Annotated in this window: 19 protein-coding genes; 7 read left to right on the top strand and 12 right to left on the bottom strand. The window is 54.5% G+C overall.

Features of this window, described 5'->3' with window-relative positions:
- Positions 1-79 precede the first annotated feature (79 nt).
- The 3 genes from ghxP to soxR all read right to left on the bottom strand — a co-directional run bounded on the left by ghxP (position 80) and on the right by soxR (position 3,132).
- Positions 80-1,429 (bottom strand): guanine/hypoxanthine transporter GhxP, encoded by a 1,350-nt coding sequence (ghxP, locus tag C2U54_RS06330; RefSeq protein ID WP_103177872.1) that lies wholly within the window; start codon positions 1,427-1,429, stop codon positions 80-82.
- A gap of 298 nt (positions 1,430-1,727) precedes the next feature.
- Positions 1,728-2,399, bottom strand: a complete 672-nt coding sequence (locus C2U54_RS06325) for a glutathione S-transferase family protein (RefSeq protein WP_103177871.1) — start codon at positions 2,397-2,399, stop codon at positions 1,728-1,730.
- A gap of 274 nt (positions 2,400-2,673) precedes the next feature.
- Positions 2,674-3,132: a redox-sensitive transcriptional activator SoxR gene (soxR, locus tag C2U54_RS06320; protein WP_103177870.1), complete on the bottom strand. Its 459-nt coding sequence runs from the start codon at positions 3,130-3,132 to the stop codon at positions 2,674-2,676.
- 98 nt (positions 3,133-3,230) lie between these two features.
- On the opposite strand from soxR, the gene soxS reads away from it, so the two are divergent.
- On the top strand, positions 3,231-3,557 hold the full coding sequence (gene soxS, locus C2U54_RS06315) for a superoxide response transcriptional regulator SoxS (protein ID WP_103177869.1): 327 nt from the start codon (positions 3,231-3,233) through the stop codon (positions 3,555-3,557).
- Here the strand turns inward: soxS and C2U54_RS06310 are convergent.
- Both C2U54_RS06310 and C2U54_RS06305 read right to left on the bottom strand, forming a co-directional pair.
- Entirely contained in the window at positions 3,554-5,140 is a 1,587-nt protein-coding gene (locus C2U54_RS06310) for an EAL domain-containing protein (RefSeq protein ID WP_103177868.1), read from the bottom strand. The genes soxS and C2U54_RS06310 overlap by 4 nt on opposite strands.
- A gap of 339 nt (positions 5,141-5,479) precedes the next feature.
- Positions 5,480-6,883, bottom strand: a complete 1,404-nt coding sequence (locus C2U54_RS06305; RefSeq protein WP_103177867.1) for a sensor domain-containing diguanylate cyclase — start codon at positions 6,881-6,883, stop codon at positions 5,480-5,482.
- A gap of 549 nt (positions 6,884-7,432) precedes the next feature.
- On the opposite strand from C2U54_RS06305, the gene C2U54_RS06300 reads away from it, so the two are divergent.
- The gene (locus tag C2U54_RS06300) at positions 7,433-7,714 is read left to right on the top strand and encodes a YjcB family protein (RefSeq protein WP_103177866.1); all 282 of its coding nucleotides are present in this window, start codon (positions 7,433-7,435) and stop codon (positions 7,712-7,714) included.
- 78 nt (positions 7,715-7,792) lie between these two features.
- On the opposite strand, the gene C2U54_RS06295 is transcribed toward C2U54_RS06300, so the two are convergent.
- On the bottom strand, positions 7,793-8,692 hold the full coding sequence (locus tag C2U54_RS06295) for a LysR family transcriptional regulator (RefSeq protein ID WP_103177865.1): 900 nt from the start codon (positions 8,690-8,692) through the stop codon (positions 7,793-7,795).
- Positions 8,693-8,800: 108 nt separating this feature from the next.
- Between C2U54_RS06295 and C2U54_RS06290 the strand changes: the two genes are divergently transcribed.
- From C2U54_RS06290 to C2U54_RS06280, 3 genes are all read left to right on the top strand, one after another.
- Positions 8,801-9,406 (top strand): NADPH-dependent F420 reductase, encoded by a 606-nt coding sequence (locus tag C2U54_RS06290; protein ID WP_103177864.1) that lies wholly within the window; start codon positions 8,801-8,803, stop codon positions 9,404-9,406.
- A 9-nt stretch (positions 9,407-9,415) separates the two neighbouring features.
- Positions 9,416-10,297 carry a helix-turn-helix domain-containing protein gene (locus C2U54_RS06285; protein WP_103177863.1) on the top strand — a complete coding sequence of 294 codons (882 nt, stop codon included), beginning with the start codon at positions 9,416-9,418 and terminating at the stop codon, positions 10,295-10,297.
- A gap of 101 nt (positions 10,298-10,398) precedes the next feature.
- The gene (locus C2U54_RS06280; protein ID WP_103177862.1) at positions 10,399-11,145 is read left to right on the top strand and encodes an SDR family oxidoreductase; all 747 of its coding nucleotides are present in this window, start codon (positions 10,399-10,401) and stop codon (positions 11,143-11,145) included.
- Between the two features lie 55 nt (positions 11,146-11,200).
- On the opposite strand, the gene C2U54_RS06275 is transcribed toward C2U54_RS06280, so the two are convergent.
- Complete coding sequence (locus tag C2U54_RS06275) at positions 11,201-11,410, bottom strand: YdgH/BhsA/McbA-like domain containing protein (RefSeq protein WP_103177861.1); 210 nt, start codon at positions 11,408-11,410, stop codon at positions 11,201-11,203.
- Between the two features lie 210 nt (positions 11,411-11,620).
- Entirely contained in the window at positions 11,621-12,343 is a 723-nt protein-coding gene (locus tag C2U54_RS06270; RefSeq protein WP_103177860.1) for an SDR family oxidoreductase, read from the bottom strand.
- Between the two features lie 98 nt (positions 12,344-12,441).
- Here C2U54_RS06270 and C2U54_RS06265 point away from each other — a divergent pair, with 98 nt between their 5' ends.
- Positions 12,442-13,335, top strand: coding sequence for a LysR family transcriptional regulator (locus C2U54_RS06265; protein ID WP_103177859.1), 894 nt, complete (start codon positions 12,442-12,444; stop codon positions 13,333-13,335).
- 71 nt (positions 13,336-13,406) lie between these two features.
- Here C2U54_RS06265 and ssb1 read toward each other — a convergent pair whose 3' ends face one another.
- Positions 13,407-13,934 carry a single-stranded DNA-binding protein SSB1 gene (ssb1, locus tag C2U54_RS06260; protein ID WP_103177858.1) on the bottom strand — a complete coding sequence of 176 codons (528 nt, stop codon included), beginning with the start codon at positions 13,932-13,934 and terminating at the stop codon, positions 13,407-13,409.
- Between the two features lie 251 nt (positions 13,935-14,185).
- Here ssb1 and uvrA point away from each other — a divergent pair, with 251 nt between their 5' ends.
- Positions 14,186-17,011 (top strand): excinuclease ABC subunit UvrA, encoded by a 2,826-nt coding sequence (gene uvrA, locus C2U54_RS06250; RefSeq protein ID WP_103177857.1) that lies wholly within the window; start codon positions 14,186-14,188, stop codon positions 17,009-17,011.
- Here uvrA and C2U54_RS06245 read toward each other — a convergent pair whose 3' ends face one another.
- The 3 genes from C2U54_RS06245 to aphA form a co-directional block, all read right to left on the bottom strand.
- Positions 17,012-17,365 carry an MmcQ/YjbR family DNA-binding protein gene (locus tag C2U54_RS06245; protein WP_103177856.1) on the bottom strand — a complete coding sequence of 118 codons (354 nt, stop codon included), beginning with the start codon at positions 17,363-17,365 and terminating at the stop codon, positions 17,012-17,014.
- 2 nt (positions 17,366-17,367) lie between these two features.
- Positions 17,368-17,784 (bottom strand): secondary thiamine-phosphate synthase enzyme YjbQ, encoded by a 417-nt coding sequence (locus C2U54_RS06240; RefSeq protein ID WP_103177855.1) that lies wholly within the window; start codon positions 17,782-17,784, stop codon positions 17,368-17,370.
- A 114-nt stretch (positions 17,785-17,898) separates the two neighbouring features.
- The gene (gene aphA, locus C2U54_RS06235) at positions 17,899-18,609 is read right to left on the bottom strand and encodes an acid phosphatase AphA (protein ID WP_103177854.1); all 711 of its coding nucleotides are present in this window, start codon (positions 18,607-18,609) and stop codon (positions 17,899-17,901) included.
- Positions 18,610-18,686 lie beyond the last annotated feature (77 nt).

Raw genomic sequence — 18,686 nt, 5'->3', positions numbered from 1 at the left:
AACGCATAAGACAACGAGATGTGTCCTGAAAATAAAAACGGGCGGCCTGAGCCACCCGTCTTTTTACGCCGCATATGGCTTAGATAGCCCAGCCGCCCGCGTAGAAGACCACCAGCGCGACGGCAATCACCACCGTACCGATGTTCAGTTTACGCCATTCGCCTGAGACGATACGGCCAATCACCAGCGAGGCAAAACCAATCATGATGCCGGTAACAATGTTACAGGTCAGCACGATAAATACCGCGGTGATAAGGCCGGACATTGCGTCGACGAAATCGGCAAAATCAATCTTCGCCACGTTGCTCAGCATCAGCAGACCCACATACATCAGCGCAGGGGCGGTGGCGTAAGCCGGCACCAGATACGAGAGCGGCGCGAGGAACAGGATCAGCAGGAACAGCACGCCGATGGTGATCGCCGTCAGACCGGTTTTACCGCCTGCCGCCGTACCCGCCGCCGATTCGATATACACCGCAGCAGGTGCCGCCCCGACCAGACCCGAGAAGACGCTGCTCAGGGAGTCGGTGGTCAGCGCTTTGCCGCCGTCGATAATCTGGCCATCTTTATCCAGCAGGTTAGCCTGACCGGCTACCGCGCGGATGGTACCGGTGGCATCGAAGACCGCGGTCATCACCAGCGCCAGCACGCTTGGCAGCACGACCGGGTTGAGCGCCCCTACGATATCCAGGCTGCCAATCAACGAGTTGCCATTTTCGTCACTCAGGGATGGCATGGCGAATACGCCGGAGAAGTGTACGGCAGGATCGAAAATCAGGCCGACAATGGAGACGCCGATGATGGTCAGCAGGATGCCGCCCGGCACTTTCAGTTTTTCCAGACCAATGATCACCGCCAGGCCAATCAGCGACATGATCACCGGGAAGCTGGCGAAATTACCCAGCGCAACCGGCAGACCGTCCAGCGGGTTTTTGATAACCAGACCCACGCCGTTGGCGGCAATCAGCAGCAGGAACAGACCGATACCAATCCCCGTCCCGTGGGCGATGCCCTGCGGCAGGTTGCGCAGGATCCAGCTACGGATACCGGTGGCAGAGATAATGGTAAACAGCACACCCATCAGGAACACGGCGCCCAGCGCAACCGGCACGCTGATCTGCTGACCCAGCACCAGGCTGAACGCGGTAAAAGCGGTCAGCGAGATGGCACAGCCGATCGCCAGCGGCAGGTTAGCCCACAGGCCCATCACGATGGAGCCGACACCGGCAACCAGACAGGTGGCGACAAAGACCGCCGCCGGTGGGAAACCAGCTTTACCCAGCATGCCCGGCACCACGATCACCGAGTAGACCATCGCCAGGAAAGTCGTCAGACCGGCAACGATCTCCTGACGCGCGGTGCTGCCGCGGGCAGAAATTTTAAAAAAGGCGTCGAGTGAACCGCCGGTACGCGCAGATGGCGTAGACATAGAAAACATCCCCTGAAAATTATAATTGTCGTCTGTCAGCGTGACGGACACTCCACGACCCGCTAAACGTCATATCCTTGTGCTGCGTTTATGACAAAAAGGGGAGTCATAAAAAAAGCAAACGTTTAGCTTTGCGCTGACAAAACGGGTGTCGAAATGAAGGCAAACGATTATCCGTCCTCAATGCGGGCATTTTCAACTTAACTTTGACGTTTTTCGCTAAAATGCGTGCGAGGCGGTGAAGAAGTGAACAGAGTATGCGCAAACGTTATCGTGAATGCGCAATTTGATAACAATTTCAGGACCCGCCAGGGATCTCGAACGGCCCGCCCTGCTGGATCGCCCGCTGCCAGGCCGGACGCATTTCGACATTTTTCTTCCAGTTTTGCAGGCGGGGAAGATTATCTATGCCGCCGCGTTCCAGCAGGGCGAAGACCGGAAAGCTCATCTGCACGTCCGCCATGCTGAGATGATCCCCGGCGAACCAACGATGCTTCTCCAGCGAGGACTCCAGAAAGCGGGCATGCGTTTCCAGCTGGCGGTTAAGATAGGCCTTCTCTACCCCCTGCCCCAGCACCTTGCCGAGCGTTCGCAGGCCAAACGGGACGGGCGGTTTACCGAGGCTGGCGAAGACCAGCTTCATCAGCAGCAGCGGCATTAACGAGCCTTCTGCGTAATGGAGCCAGAAACGGTATTGCAGTTTTAGCTCACGCTCCTGCGGCTTCATCTGTCCCCCGGGATCGTAAGTTTCCTGCAAATATTCGAGGATAGCGCCCGATTCCGCCAGGATCAGGCCGTTGTCCTCCAGCACCGGAGATTTTTCCAGCGGGTGGATTTTACGCAGCGTGGCGGGGGCCATCATGGTCTTATCCCGCTGATAAAGAACGATCTGGTAAGGCAGCGAGAGCTCTTCCAGCGCCCAGAGCACGCGCTGCGATCGGGACTGATTGAGGTGGTGGACCGTTATCATTGTTATCTCCAGTCAGGCGTATCCACTAACTATAGAAAATTGCACAACCTGGCGAAAAAATTTTGCCGAGTTTTTGCGCGATGAGGCTGGCAAAGCTAAGGCTGCGGCCTAGACTTAAAGTGTCAGCACAAGCCGGAACCTCCACCAGATGCTCGACTGAGGGGTGTTGATGTCGGGGGAAACCCTCCTGTGAACCAGCGGGATAGAGAGAAAGACAAAGACCGGGAATAACTAAAGCGCCCTGTTGTGGCGCTTTAGTTTTTTATATGTCCGGCTAATCCTCTTCCAGCAGCCGCGCGCCGGTACCCTGTTCGCCCAGCTTATCGCCAGGGTTACGCAGCGGGCAGTCGCTGCGCGACAGGCATCCGCAACCAATACATCCATCCAGCTCATCGCGCAGGGCCACCAGAGTGTGAATGCGCCGGTCCAGCTCATCGCGCCACTGGGAAGAGAGAGCCTTCCACTCCTTTGCGCTCAGGGTATGCCCTTCCGGCAGGATGCCAAACGCCTCGCCAATGGTGGCCAGCGGGATGCCAATACGCTGGGCAATCTTAATGATCGCCACATAGCGCAGCACGTCACGGGTATAGCGGCGCTGGTTGCCGGCGTTGCGGATGCTTTTAATTAACCCTTTGCTTTCATAGAAGTGCAGTGCAGAGACCGCCACACCGCTACGCCTTGCCACCTCGCCCGGCGACAGCAGCGGTTTAATCCGCGGTAATTTCTTTTCCATAAAACCTCTTTACCTCAAGTTAACTTGAGGAATTATACTCGCCCGCAGACAAAACGACGAATCAACCGATACAGGTGTATCCAGAGAGAGGCTGCTCTATGTCACATCAACAAATTATTCAGACACTTATTGAATGGATGGATGACCATATCGATCAACCTTTGAGTATTGATGTGGTGGCGAAGAAGTCGGGTTACTCGAAGTGGTACTTACAGAGAATGTTCCGCGCCGTCACGCACCAGACGCTGGGCGAATACATTCGTCAACGCAGATTATTGCTGGCTGCCCAGGCGTTACGCACCACCCAGCGGCCCATTTTTGATATCGCCATGGATCTGGGATATGTCTCCCAGCAGACGTTCTCCCGCGTCTTCCGCCGCGAATTTGATCGCACCCCCAGCGACTATCGCCATCAGCTTAACTAGTGGCTATGAGCAAGGGCTGCCGCGACGGGCTGATGTTGCCAGGTCATGAAATCCTGCGGTGACATCGCCTTGGCAAAGTGCCAGCCCTGGCAATACTGAACGCCGCGCTTGTTCAACCACATCACCTGCTCCACGGTTTCTACCCCTTCCGCGATGGTTTTCAGGCGCAGGCTTTGGGCCATTTCGATAATGTGCTCAACGATAAGATGGCTGGTGCTGTTGGTGGTCAACGTATCGATGAAGGTCTTGTCGATTTTGAGGATATCCACGTTCAGCGAGTAGAGGTTGTGCAGGTTGGAATAGCCGGTACCAAAATCGTCAATCGCCACTTCATATCCCGCCTGGCGGAATGCCTGGATCACCGGCGTGGTCCTGGGGACATCAATGAAACCGCGCTCCGTCACTTCAATTTTGATCTGCTGGGCCCGCACATTATAGTGTCGGGCTTTATCGGTGATCATCGCAATCAGGCGTGAAGAGTGGAAGTCCGTTGCCGAGAGGTTAATGGAGATATAGAGATGCGGGTTACAGGCCAGGAAATGGCCCAGATCGCTGAAGACTTCTTCTACCACATAATCGGTGATGCGTTCGCTCATCCCCTCTTTTTCTGCCAGCGGGATAAACTCTACCGGGCTCATTACCGGACCGTTAAAACCAGGCCAACGCAACAGCGCTTCTGCGCCGACACACGCATTTGTTTTTATGTCGATAATCGGCTGGTAATGCAGGCATAGTTGTCTTTTATTTAATGCCCGGTGCAATAAGCGGCCTGGTGAATTAAATTCGCGTCGCGTCCGCGACCACATCAGTAAAATGATAATACTGCTGATCATGCCCAGCGGCAGGGTTAACGTTGCCTGATAATAGAGAACTTCATAAAAACGCTGATTGGTGGTCGAAACAATCGCGGCAATCGGGCGTTTCTCGGAGCGAACAATAGTGTAAAAACGACCTTCTTTCTGGAATATAGCTTCGTTATCGCCAATCAGCTTTTTTAAGGCATTTTCTTTTGCCTGTTCGCTAATGGAGAAAAAGTCGTTGTTCACCGTATCAAATACCCCCCACGCCAGGGAGCGGTCGGATGACATGACTTCGCTATAGGTCAGAGGATTAACCACCACCACATAATTACCGACCTGCATATAGGTCATTTTATATCCCGCATAAAATGGCGTATCGCGGTAATAATAGATAGAGACGTCAGGCGCGCGTTGGTAATTGGCAGCAGAAATTAAATAGGGGTTTTCAGGCGTGCTGGTTGTTGAGCAGAGAAACTCTTTACCTTCGGCGTACAGCAGGTCGGCAATGTAGAGTCGGCCCCGGACAATATTTAACATATATTGTCGGTGTTCCGGTGTACAAATATCACCCGAGTATTTTTCAGCCGCCTGACGTGCCAGTTCAACCTGCTGAATAACCAGTTCGGTTTTGTCTAAAGCGAGTGCGGCAAATGAGCGAAGTTGACTGCTTGTTTCGTTGACCGCGCGTTGCTGAGCAAACCATAGCGCAAGCATCACAGGTAGCAAAACTACCATGATAACCCCGACTATCCTCAGCACCTTGTCCCGTGCGTTACGATTCATTTCCGCCCTATTATCCCTGCTTTTTATGTGCCTGTAGTCATGAAGGCCGGATGCTTTGCTAAACAGGTGATTACGTTGCATGAATCATGCGAAGTTAGCAACTGACTTTTAACGTCAATAACCTAATATTGAGTTATGCCGATAATATTTGTCCGTAAGCCAAACTGAAAGTATTCGTTTCGTGTTTATTAAGTTAAATAATTACCGTTCCAGGAAGCCAGGCTCCCGGATAACTCAACAGAAAATCGTCGATTAAGCCAAACTACCTACAGAATGAAAAAAGCGCAACTTCATCATGAAATTTTGTGCTATTTAACCCGTCAGGATGATTGAAGTGATTTATAAATAATCAACCGCGACGATTGTTTTACCTCTTCCGCCGCGCTTGGCATCGTAAAGTGCCTTATCTGCGCTAATGAGTAGCGATGAGGTATCGCGTGGTTTTCCATTCACCTCCACCACGCCCGCACTGAAAGAGAGTGTTAAGGTGCGGCTGCCGACCTTGAGCGGCGTGAGAGAGAGCGCCTGACGGAGCACCATGGAGAGCTGCACCGCCGCGTCACTGCGGGTTTTTGGCAGCAGCAGTAAAAACTCCTCTCCCCCTACCCGGCCCAGCGCTGCCCCCGAGGGGATCACCCTCCGCAGGCAGTCGCAAAAATGCATCAGCGCAGCATCGCCCACCAGATGCCCCCACTTATCATTAATCTGTTTAAAGAAATCCAGGTCGAGCATCATGACAGAGAAGTGGCTATCCGCCTCTTCGCGCTGGCAGGCCTCCAGCGCAGCGCCAATCTGCTGCAGGATGGCAGAGCGATTCAGACAGCGTGTCAGATCGTCGGTGGTCGCCTTCATCTCCAGCTGCTGCTCCGCTTTTTTACGCGCGGTAATATCGAGCCCGATATTGAGGATTGAGCCGTCCGGCAGAGAGATGTTTGACCACAGGATGGTCAGCTGAACCCCGTCCCGACGTAGCGGATGCCATTCGTACATATCGTTCAGCGGGGTGGTATTCACCGACTCGTGCACCCGGCGGCGCTCCTCCGGGTCTGGATAAAAGAGCGCCAGCGGATCGGCATGGGCGTTGATCTCCACCATCGTCCAGCCAAACACCTTTTCGCACTCGGCATTCCACAATACGCAGCGGCTATGGCGGTCAAAGGAGTTCATCAGTACCGGCGCCCGCTCAAACAGGGTTTTGTACTGGGTGATCACCCGCTGCATCTCTTTTGCCGTGCGCTCACGGGCAACGAGACCGGTCAAATAGTCCTTCAGTTTTTCGACCAGGATCACCACCACCTGTTTCAGCACGGTGATGCTGCTTTGCGGTTGCGCAAAGCCGAGGAAGAAGTAGCCGTTGCAGCGATCCTGTTGCAGCGACAATTTATACAGCACGCCACACTGTAGTTGCCTGTGTCCCGGATGCATGGCAGGAAATAAAAGCGTACCGGTCTTCTCTTTCCAACAGATGACCCGCCATGCGCGGTGGTGACGCTGCAATAACGTGCTGGAAAGAAAGGCTTTAATTTCTGAGGAATGGCAGGTTAATTCACCGACGCTGACTACCTGCTGCTGACCCGCATCGTCCTCCACCATTACCCAGCTGGTCTGGGCGCCAAAGGTATGATTAATCGTCTGCAGAAGATCCGTTAAGGTTTGCTGCGACGATAATTTTGGCATTAATTTAGCTAATGCGTGCAGAGCCCGCGTACTGTCATTTATATTCTCTCGATTTGCTTGCTTCATCGTTTTATTCGTCGCTCATTTAACGAGATAAAAAATGTCGCAACGAATAAATCAGGAGTGAAAGGATACGCAGCCAGCATCTATTATTACGGCTGTCTGACCCTGTCGAAAAAAGATGTGTGTGTAAAATTAAAAGTACAGCAAATAATAACCAGTAAAAGCCTGATTTATTTATTACGGGCTAATTACGTAACCGGATGAAGCATAATCCATAGGTCTGAGGCTGTAAATATTGTACAACCACAGGTTACCTGTACACGTTTTCTTATCTCAATGAATTATCGATAAAGTTACCGCAACCCGAGCAATTAGCTGATTAAAGATATATTCCTGCGGCCCTATAACCATATTAAATAAAGGGTTAAAAAAGGCCATTTTCATGCATTTGCCCACTGGCGAATAAAAGAACAAATGTGATATAGTTCACACATATGACGTAACGCAAAACATGGTTTCATTTTGTCAGTCTGAGCTTGCCGATAGCCAGTTTGCCACGTCCGGGCAACGTCGCGCTATACCCGGCGGCGGATATCTTTGAGGATCGGTCTTATGGCAGCTATTACCACCGGTGTTGTCTTTGCACGCTGGGAATTGTTGAGCGCGGTGCTGATGTTTCTGGCCAGCACCCTGAACGTTCAGTTTAAAAAGTCGGATTACGCAGTACTGGCGGTGATCAGCACCTGTCTGGGTCTGGCGGCGGCATGCTGGTTTGCCACCGGCCTGCTGGGCATCACCCTGCTGGATATGGCCGCGGTCTGGAATAACGTTAAAACGATCATGGTTGAGGCAATGAGCCATACGCCGCCGGACTGGCCAATGATGTACACCTAGTTCCAGCGATAAAAACCAGACCAGGGTCTGGTTTTTTTATGACCATCGCCGGCCTGATTGTCAGATCGCTAATTCACCTTATTCATTTGCATGCGCTTTGAGCTTATTGATAAACCAGCGTCCGGCCGGGCCTGGAGGGTATTCCCTCAAATGTACGGCGTACATTGAAAATCCCGCGCCAACGTCAGGCTGCATCTGTAAATTCAAAGCGACCAGCCGACCGCTGGCAAGATCTTCCTCAACCATTGGCAAAGGCATATAGCCCCAACCCAGCCCCGCGCGTAAGAATGCATGCTTCGCTCCCATGTCCCCTATACGCCATGTCTTGCCCGACATAACGCCGAAGTTGCGCCCCGCAGTGAGCGTGGAACGATCGGCCAACACCAGTTGCACCTGCTCCTGCACAACCGAACGAAGGAGAGGGCTGGCTATTCTAGCCAGCGGATGATCTGGCGATACCACGGCTACGGCGCCTACGCTGAGAAGATACTCAGCTGCACAACCCGCAGGTAAATCGGGTAGCGAGCCGATTACCGCCACCCGGCAGCTACCGGCCAGTAAAGGCTGAAGTACCCCACCCAACGCCTCCACGTACAGACGCAAGGGCGTAGCAGGAAAGGCCTGCTGAAAGGCTTGCACCGCGGCAGTCAATTTTTCAACAGGAAACATCACATCCACGGATACCACAAGTTCAGGCTCCAGCCCTTCAGCCAGGGTGCGGGCCTTAGCCTTGAACGCGTCCATTCCCGCCGTTGCAATACGCGCTGACTCCAGCAGGGCAAGCCCCGCCTCCGTCAGTCTGGGATAGCGCCCCGTTCGCTCAAACAACGGAAAGCCAACCTGAGACTCAAGGTTCGCCAGCGTCGCGCTGACGACCGACTGCGCCCGCCGTAATTTGCGCCCAGCGGCCGAGAAACTGCCCTCATCAACTGCGGCAATAAACGTACGCAGTTGATCAATAGACATACCGTCAAGCATGTATCGCTCCGTTAGATGGGATCCATCTAATTATATAGGCTACACAGATGGAATGGCGATGATTACTATTTGGTCAGCTTCTCAACCATACATTTAAGGAAACAAGCGATGAAAACAGAAACCGTGGGTATTATTGGCGCTGGCGCCATCGGGCAGGCTTTTGCCAGACAGCTTGTCAATGCCGGGCTGAACGTTATTCTGAGCAATAGCCGTGGCCCCGACAGCCTGGCGGAAGTGGTGAACGCGTTAGGCGACAGGGCTCGCGCGGGTACCGTGCAGCAAGCGGCTGAAGCCGGGATAGTTTTTGTAAGCACCAACTGGAGCAGCACCGAAGCCGCGCTAAGCGGTCTAAACTGGAGTGGGCGTATCCTGATTGATGCCACCAATCCGGTGATTTTACCCGGCTTTACCCTGGCCGAACTCGGTGGAAAAAATTCCAGCCAGGTGATGACGCAGTGGGCACCCGGCGCCCGCGTCGTCAAAGCCTTCAACACGCTTCTGGCCAGCGTGCTGGCGCAGGATCCGGCCCAGGCGGGCGGACGCCGCGTCGTGTTTATCTCTGGAGACGATGCCGGGGCGAAATCCGAAGTGGAAGCATTGGCCGCGCGAATGGGCTTCGCCACTATAGATTTAGGCAGCCTTGAAACGGGTGGTCATCTGCAACAGTTCCCTGGCGGTCCTCTGCCAGCCCTGAACCTGGTAAAACTGGCCTAGTCGATTAACATGACCCAGCGTACTTCCGCAGAGACATTCGAAGAATACATTCCCGGGGAGTTGCAGAAGGAACACCGGGCGCTCTCCTCCCGGGATGTATTTGTCCAAATCCTGACGCGTCGCCAGGTCCAGGAAAAGATTATTATTCCCGCCGTGCCGGAGCCCTTCATTGTGTGGATACTTTCAGGCTGTGCCCTGGTTGAAGAACGCTCCCCGGGAGAAGGGTGGATAGCAAACCCCGTTGTCGCAGGGGATTTTTTTCTCACTACGGCAGATTCACCCACCGAAATGAGATGGCGAGCCGAGCCAGGCGCGCCGTTCATCGTAATGCACGTCTATATTGGCGTAGCCATGATGCAGGGCGTTGAATTGCGCGAAGTCTCCGGAGAGCGGGACGAAACGCTGTCCGCTTTGCTGGAACATATACGCGCGGAGCTTTACCAGCAAAATCAACCCAGCGGCCCGTTTATTCAGGGTATCGCCCAGGCGCTGGCGGTCCATCTGGCACGTACTTACCGGACCGATGCGAAGCGGCATCGCGGCGGCCTGCAGGCGTTTAAATTACACCGGGTCTTTAAGGCGATGCGTGACGATCTGGCTCAGCCCTTTGACCTGGCGCGGTTGGCCTGTCTGACCGGACTGAGCGAATTCCACTTCAGCCGCGTCTTTAAGCAGTCTACCGGGCTTTCGCCTTCCCACTATTTTATCCGGCTGCGGATGGAAGAAGCGCGTCGCCTGCTTTCCGAAACAGATGATTCCATTATCAGTATCTCCCTGACCGTGGGTTACAACAGCCCCAGCCATTTTGCCTCAGCATTTCGCCGGGTAACCGGCATATCGCCTTCAAAATATCGCAGCGATTATCGTCGTAGCAAAATCACGACAGTTTGAGCAATCCGCCGCGCGAAGAGACCGGGTGAAAGAGACATGATTGTTCCGTACTTCAGAGGTTCTTTCTGAAGCGCTGAAATCCATTCACAAGAGGATCAATTATGGAACTCAACGGTAAAACCGCCATCGTGACCGGGGCATCAAGCGGCATCGGTGCTGCTACCGCCAAAAAATTAGCCGCACATGGCGTTAAAGTTGGCCTCGCCGCGCGCCGCCTGGATCGCCTGCAGGCTCTGGTCAGCGAAATTGAGGCTGCTGGCGGTAAAGCCATCGCGCTGGAAATGGATGTGACAGACCAGGCCTCCGTATCTGCAGGCGTGGCGACGTTGCACAAAACCTATGGCCGCATTGATATCGCCTTTAACAATGCCGGGCTGATGCCCATTTCGGACATCGCCAGCCTTAAACTTGAAGAATGGCATCGAATGGTAGACGTCAACATTAAGGGCCTGTTTAATACCGTCGCAGCGGTACTCCCTGTTATGCAGGCCCAGAAATCAGGACATATTATCAATACCTCCTCGATCGCCGGGCGTAAAACTTTTCCGGGACTGGGTGTCTACTATGCGACCAAACACGCGGTAGCGGCCTTCAGCGATATTTTGCGCATGGAGATATCGCCTGAATTCAATATCCGTGTTACCTCGCTACAGCCTGGCGCGGTTGAAAGCGAGTTATTTGAGCATATCAGTGACGAGAATTACCGCGCCCGGATGGAGCAGTTAAAAGAGCAGATGACATTTCTGAAGTCTGCCGATATCGCTGACGCTATTCTCTACGCCTTACAGGCGCCGGACCATGTGGACGTGGCTGAGCTATTTATTATGCCTACCGAACAACCGTGGTAAAACGAAAAAAGCTGCCCGCCGGGCAGCTTTTTTTGCAGTAACCATGTGCACTTATTTATTTGGTCAATTCAGCCGTTACGTAAGCCTTATTATTAAAGCGCGCACTGATGATTTTATATGACGCACCGGCCTTTTGCGCCTGGGCGGCGATTTTTGCTTCCGCGCCATCAAGAGTGGAGTCAACTGCGCTTACTGTCTGTGCCACGCTACAGAATGACATCACAGATAAAATAATACCTGTCATTAAGCTCGTCATAATTTTCATGTCAGATCTCCTTTAATCGGATCGGTATACGGCGGGATATATTACCGGCGGAACGGAAATACTATCCCCACCTGATTTCAGCGAACGTTTTTTAACAGAATTAAATCTGCCGTAAACAAATGGGACGAATTTACTCAAGACCAGCGTTATTTTTTCATCACGCTTATTTATCAGGCCCTGTTAATAGCGAAACGCGTACAATATTCAGCTTTAATTTGCTGACGCAGTAGGCCTGATAGTTATTTCGGTGGTATCAACATTTTCGGGTGCCTCAATAACCTGCCGCACGGCGCGGGCAATATCAGCGGGTTTGAGCGAAATGGCACGATAGGCGTCCATCGCCGCCATGGTTTCTTTGTGGGTGATGGTCGAAGCCAGTTCGCTTTCTACCACGCCGGGATTAACGCAGGTTACGCGGATATTCGAGCTTTCCTGGCGTAAACCATCCGAAATTGCCCGTACTGCAAATTTTGTGGCGCAATAGACGGCGGCCGTTGGCACAACGGAAAGGGCACCGATAGAGCCAATATTGATAATCTGACCGCTGCCCTGCGCCTCCATAATGGGAAGTACCGCCCCAATTCCCCAGAGAACGCCTTTGATATTAACGTCAACCATGCGTTCCCATTCATCCTGTTTCCCTGCCGCAAGGGGTGAAAGCGGCATAATGCCTGCGTTGTTGATTAAAACGTCAACGCGCCCCCACTTTTCAACCGCCGCCTGGACGAAGTCAGCCATCGACTGACGGCTGGTGACATCCAGCTCATGGGCTTCAGCATGGCCGCCCGTATTGCGGATTTCTGTCGCAATGGCTTCTATGCGATCCAGCCTGCGCGCCCCCAGCAATACTTTCGCGCCGGCATGTCCAAGCTCTCTGGCAATACCTTCACCAATACCGCTGGATGCGCCCGTGATTAAGATAACTTTATTCATGATGTGCTCCTTCAGTTGAGTTCAGGAAGATAATAGAACCTTGAGATTGTTTCTTGTATCCTGCACTTACTTGACTCACTGGTTAGCAACGGTAAACAATGAAGGTCGATCTTAATCTCCTGCCTCTTTTTCTCGCGGTCGCCGAGGAACACAGCTTCAGCGCGGCCGCCGCACGCCTTGGCGTCACCCGGTCGGCAGTCAGCCAGGGTATAAGGCGTCTTGAGGACACTTTCGAAACCCTGCTTGTCATGCGCACAACGCGTTCGGTAAACCTGACTGAAGCAGGCGAGCGGCTGCGTAACGCCTTATCTTTACCTTTAGCAAATATCGAAGCGGCCTTTGAAGAGATCGCCTCGGACAGCGCGCCGCGCGGGCTTCTGCGGATTGCGGTAACATCAATAGCCGAAGAGTTTCTTTCTGGCCCCTTGCTCGCCTCCTTTGCGGCTGCGAACCCTGGCGTGACGATTGATGTTCTGGTGTCGGATGAGGAGTTCGATATCGTGGCGGCGGGCTATGATGCCGGCGTGAGGCTGGGAGAAGTTATCGAAAAAGATATGATCGCCGTGCCTCTGACGGGGCCGCAGCGGGAAATGGTGGTTGCATCACCCTCCTGGCTGGCAGCCAACAGCGCCCCCCGGCATCCCCGGGAGCTTGTTCGCCATCGCTGTATCGGCTGGCGCCCTTCCCCGGATGTAGCACCCTATCGCTGGGAATTTGAGGAGGCAGGCGTACCTTTCGATGTGGCCATCGATCCGCAGATCACCACTAACGATCTGCGTCTTATGCTGAACATCGCCCTTGCCGGCGGCGGCATCACTTTTGCTCCTCAGGAGACATTCAGGCCCTATATTGAAAGTGGGCAGCTTGTATCCATACTGGATGAATATCTCCCTCATTTTCCGGGTTTTTATCTTTATTTCCCGCAACGCCGCAACATGGCGCCAAAATTGCGTGCCTTGATCGAGCATATAAGGCAGTGGCGACAGCCGTAACTCACCCTTTCCTGACCCTCAGGTATAAAAAAACCCTGCAAGGCAGGGTTTTTATTTCGTTCTGCAAGAGATCAGAACGGGATGTCGTCATCGAAGTCCATTGGCGGTTCGTTGGACTGCGCTGGCGCAGATGGCTGCTGCGGACGGGACTGTGCGCCGCCGCTGAACTGGTTGCCGCCCTGCGGCTGCTGAGGCTGACCCCAACCGCCCTGCTGCTGCTGGCCGCCGCCTGCTGGCGCGCCACCGCCCTGACGGCCACCCAGCATCTGCATGGTACCGCCAACGTTCACCACCACTTCAGTGGTGTATTTTTCCTGGCCAGACTGATCGGTCCATTTGCGGGTACGCAGCTGGCCTTCGATATAGACCTGAGAACCTTTACGCAGATACTCACCGGCCACCTCGGCCAGTTTGCCAAACAGCACGACGCGGTGCCATTCGGTCTGCTCTTTCATCTCACCGGTCGCTTTATCACGCCAGGATTCGGAGGTAGCCAGCGTAATGTTGGCCACTGCACCACCACTCGGCATATAGCGTACTTCCGGGTCCTGGCCCAGATTACCGACGAGAATCACCTTGTTTACGCCTCTGCTGGCCATGATCGTGTCTCCTGAAAACAATTTCTAAATAGTGTAAACGCGCGAGTGTACCATTTCCATGCCGCATGTTCATAGCTGCGAGGCGGATTCCACCCAACTCTTTTCGTGGTCTATTTTTGCACAACGAATCTGAATTTGCATCTCAATACTGTATATCCAGCCAGGTCAATTTGTGTCATAATTAATCGTTTATGCCGGTTGTCCTTCAAACAAACCAGGCATTCCGTGTATCTACCTACCGGGAAAGGTGAATGGATAAGATCGAAGTTCGGGGCGCCCGCACCCACAATCTCAAGAATATCAACCTCGTCATCCCTCGCGACAAGCTGATTGTCGTCACCGGGCTTTCAGGCTCAGGCAAATCCTCTCTGGCTTTCGACACCCTGTATGCCGAAGGTCAGCGTCGTTACGTTGAGTCGCTCTCTGCCTATGCGCGCCAGTTCCTGTCGCTGATGGAAAAACCGGACGTCGACCATATTGAAGGGTTGTCGCCTGCCATCTCCATTGAGCAGAAGTCGACCTCCCACAACCCGCGTTCCACCGTCGGGACCATCACCGAAATCCATGACTACCTGCGTCTGCTCTATGCCCGCGTAGGCGAGCCGCGCTGTCCGGATCACGATGTCCCGCTGGCGGCGCAGACCGTCAGCCAGATGGTGGACAACGTGCTGGCGCAGCCGGAAGGCAGACGCCTGATGCTGCTTGCGCCAATCATTAAAGAGCGTAAGGGCGAACACACCAAAACGCTGGAAAACCTGGCAAGCCAGGGCTATATCCGCGCCCGTATCGACGGGGAAGTGTGCGATCTCTCCGATCCACCGAAGCTGGAACTGCAAAAGAAACACACCATAGAGGTGGTGATTGACCGCTTTAAGGTGCGTGACGACATGACCCAGCGCCTGGCGGAGTCGTTCGAGACCGCACTGGATCTCTCCGGCGGTACGGCGGTAGTTGCCGATATGGACGACCCGAAAGCGGAGGAGCTGCTCTTCTCCGCCAATTTCGCCTGCCCGGTGTGCGGCTATAGCATGCGCGAGCTGGAACCGCGTCTGTTCTCGTTCAACAACCCGGCGGGCGCCTGCCCGACCTGTGATGGCCTGGGCGTACAGCAGTACTTCGATCCCGATCGGGTGATCCAGAATCCTGAACTGTCGCTGGCTGGCGGCGCCATCCGCGGCTGGGATAAGCGTAACTTCTACTATTTCCAGATGCTGAAGTCGCTGGCAGAGCACTATAAATTTGACGTTGAAGCGCCGTGGGGCAGCCTGAGCCCGAACGTGCACAAAGTGATCCTGTTCGGTTCCGGCAAAGAGAACATCGAGTTCAAATACATGAACGATCGCGGCGATACCTCGGTACGTCGCCATCCGTTTGAAGGCGTGCTGCACAATATGGAGCGCCGCTACAAAGAGACCGAATCCAGCGCCGTGCGTGAAGAGCTGGCGAAGTTCATCAGCAACCGCTCCTGCGCCACCTGTGACGGTACTCGTCTGCGTCGTGAAGCGCGCCATGTGTATGTGGAAAACACGCCGCTGCCGGCCATCTCAGACATGAGCATCGGTCATGCGATGGATTTCTTCACTAACCTGAAGCTCTCCGGCCAGCGGGCGAAAATCGCCGAGAAAGTGCTGAAAGAGATTGGCGATCGTCTGAAATTCCTGGTGAACGTTGGCCTCAACTACCTGACGCTTTCCCGCTCCGCAGAGACGCTCTCCGGCGGCGAGGCCCAGCGTATCCGTCTGGCGAGCCAGATTGGTGCGGGCTTAGTGGGCGTCATGTACGTGCTGGATGAGCCCTCTATCGGCCTGCATCAGCGTGACAACGAACGTCTGCTTGGCACCCTGATTCACCTGCGTAACCTCGGCAACACGGTGATTGTGGTCGAGCACGATGAAGATGCCATCCGCGCCGCCGACCACGTGATCGACATCGGGCCGGGCGCGGGTGTCCACGGCGGCCAGGTAGTGGCGGAAGGGCCGCTGGACGCCATCATGGCGGTGCCGGAGTCCCTGACCGGCCAGTACATGAGCGGTCAACGCAAGATTGAGGTGCCAAAACAGCGCGTGCCTGCCAACCCGGAAAAAGTGCTGAAACTCACCGGCGCCCGCGGCAACAACCTGAAAGATGTGACGCTCACCCTGCCGGTCGGCCTGTTCACCTGCATTACCGGGGTGTCGGGTTCCGGTAAATCGACGCTGATTAACGACACCCTGTTCCCGATTGCGCAGACTCAGCTGAACGGTGCAACGCTGGCAGAGCCTGCGCCGTACCGTGACATCACCGGGCTTGAGCACTTCGACAAGGTGATCGATATCGACCAGAGCCCGATTGGTCGTACCCCGCGCTCTAACCCGGCGACCTATACCGGTGTCTTCACGCCGGTACGTGAACTCTTTGCCGGCGTGCCGGAATCGCGCTCACGCGGCTACACGCCGGGCCGCTTCAGCTTTAACGTGCGCGGCGGGCGCTGCGAAGCCTGTCAGGGCGATGGGGTGATCAAAGTTGAGATGCACTTCCTGCCGGATATCTACGTGCCGTGCGACCAGTGCAAAGGCAAACGCTATAACCGCGAAACGCTGGAGATCAAATATAAAGGCAAGACCATCCACGAAGTGCTGGATATGACCATCGAAGAGGCGCGCGAGTTCTTTGATGCCGTTCCGGCGCTGGCGCGTAAGCTCCAGACCCTGATGGATGTTGGTCTGACCTACATTCGTCTGGGCCAGTCAGCAACTACCCTCTCGGGCGGGGAGGCGCAGCGCGTGAAGCTGGCGCGTGAACTCTCCAAACGCGGCACCGGACAGACGCTCTACATTCTGGATGAGCCGACCACCGGTCTGCACTTTGCCGATATCCAGCAGCTTCTCGACGTGCTGCACCAGCTCAGAGATCAGGGCAACACCATCGTGGTGATTGAGCACAACCTGGACGTGATTAAAACCGCGGACTGGATTGTCGATCTCGGTCCGGAAGGCGGCAGCGGCGGCGGTGAAATTTTCGTTTCCGGCACCCCGGAAACCGTCGCGGAGTGCGAAGCCTCGCACACCGCCCGCTTCCTTAAACCGCTTCTGAAGTAGTTACACTGACAGCTGCTGCCGGGTCATCTCCGGCAGCAGTTCCACCGCCTGCGTGTAAGAGGCATCCACCAGGTAATAAATCTGCGAATCGGGAATCGACCCGTCCAGATAGACCGTGCTCCAGTGCGCTTTATTCAGGTGCTTGCTGGGACGCACGTCGCTGTGCTGCTGGCGCAACAGTTCTGCCAGTTCAGGGCTGGTTTTTAACGAGGCCGCCGGACGCCCCTCCACATCTTTCACCATCGCAAACAGCACGTCGGCGACTTTGATCTGGGTTGCCTTCCAGTCGCTGTGCACGCTTTGCTCCGCACCCGGCTTATTCATGCAGTACTGAAGTATCTCCGAAATTGTCATCTTTATTCCCCTTGTAGCGTGGCGATGATTTTGCGCGAACCGCCGTGGATACGATGTTCTCCCAGCCAGATCCCCTGCCAGGTGCCCAGCTGCAGACGGCCATGATTGACCGGCAGCAGCAAAGAGACGCCTAGCGTGGAGGATTTAATATGGGAAGGCATGTCGTCTGGCCCCTCGTCATCGTGTTCCCAGCGGGCATTATCGGGAATGGATTTGAGAAAATGCTGCTCCATATCGGAACGGACGGTGGGATCGCAGTTCTCGTTAAGAGTGAGAGAGGCTGACGTGTGTTGCAGCAACAGATGAAGTAAACCCACGTTGATGCGGGGAAGATCGCGAATCTGACCGATGACCTCATCCGTCACCAGGTGAAAACCGCGAGACCTGGCGCGCAGGGTCAGGGTTTGCTGATACCACATGTGCTGCTCCGTTTTACAGGTTGATCCCTCTAAGTGTGCAGCAATACGACGAAAGGTAAAACCCGCAGCAGGTAAATCTGCTTAAAAAGTGTTCTTTCCTGCGCCAAAAGAGACTCAATATTCTGAGTTAACGATCACCTCTTCCCCAAAGTCTCCCGCCTGAGGCAGCGGTTTTTGGGTGGAGTTCGACGCCCGCAAAACCCGAATCCCCCTGGCACCCGCTTCACGCGCCGCGTTGATGTCGCTATCCGCGTCGCCGTAGTAAATCTTAATCTGTTTCTGGGCAATCCACGGCGTTTTGGTCCTCTCCCCCTTTCCGCCAATAAAAATCACCGGATTCATAGATACGGCGGGTATCAGAAAGGCGTCCTGCAAGGTTTTCGTGACCGTTTCGGTTTTAGTGAAATGACGCCCGGTAATAAACCAGATGTTGTCGCCGCGCTTCAGGTGCATGGCGATCAGCGCCCGCGCCACCTCTTTGGGAATGCTGAACGCATCCCAGCCGTTATTCATCTGCTCCCAGAATGCCGGATTTTTCAGGTACTCATCGCTCTCCGGAGACCAGGTTTTTTTACCCCGCCAGAAGCCAGGGCTGGAAAACAGGACGGTGTCATCAATATCAAACCCCACCGACATGGGTGGACGCCCGAGCAGACTTTTTTCAATTTGTGCGACGGAAACCCAGTGAACGGGCGCCTGCTCAGCCAATCTGGCGGCGGTTGTGCCCGGATATAACGGTGGAGGTGAAGAGGGGCGAGCCACGGCTGGGTTGCTGAGCGAGAGCAATAAGCAGGAAGCGCTGAGCGCCAGTATGATCTTGCGCATTTTTTACCCAGAATATTCAGATTGTTGTTTTATTTTTGAGCGGATGGTCAAAAGCCCCATCGAAAATAACCGCAGCG

Origin of the sequence: Leclercia sp. LSNIH1, assembly GCF_002902985.1 — a bacterium.
In the GTDB taxonomy this organism is placed as follows: domain Bacteria; phylum Pseudomonadota; class Gammaproteobacteria; order Enterobacterales; family Enterobacteriaceae; genus Enterobacter.
The sequence above is the reverse complement of the archived record's forward strand: the minus strand, read 5'-3'. Positions and strand labels throughout refer to the sequence as shown.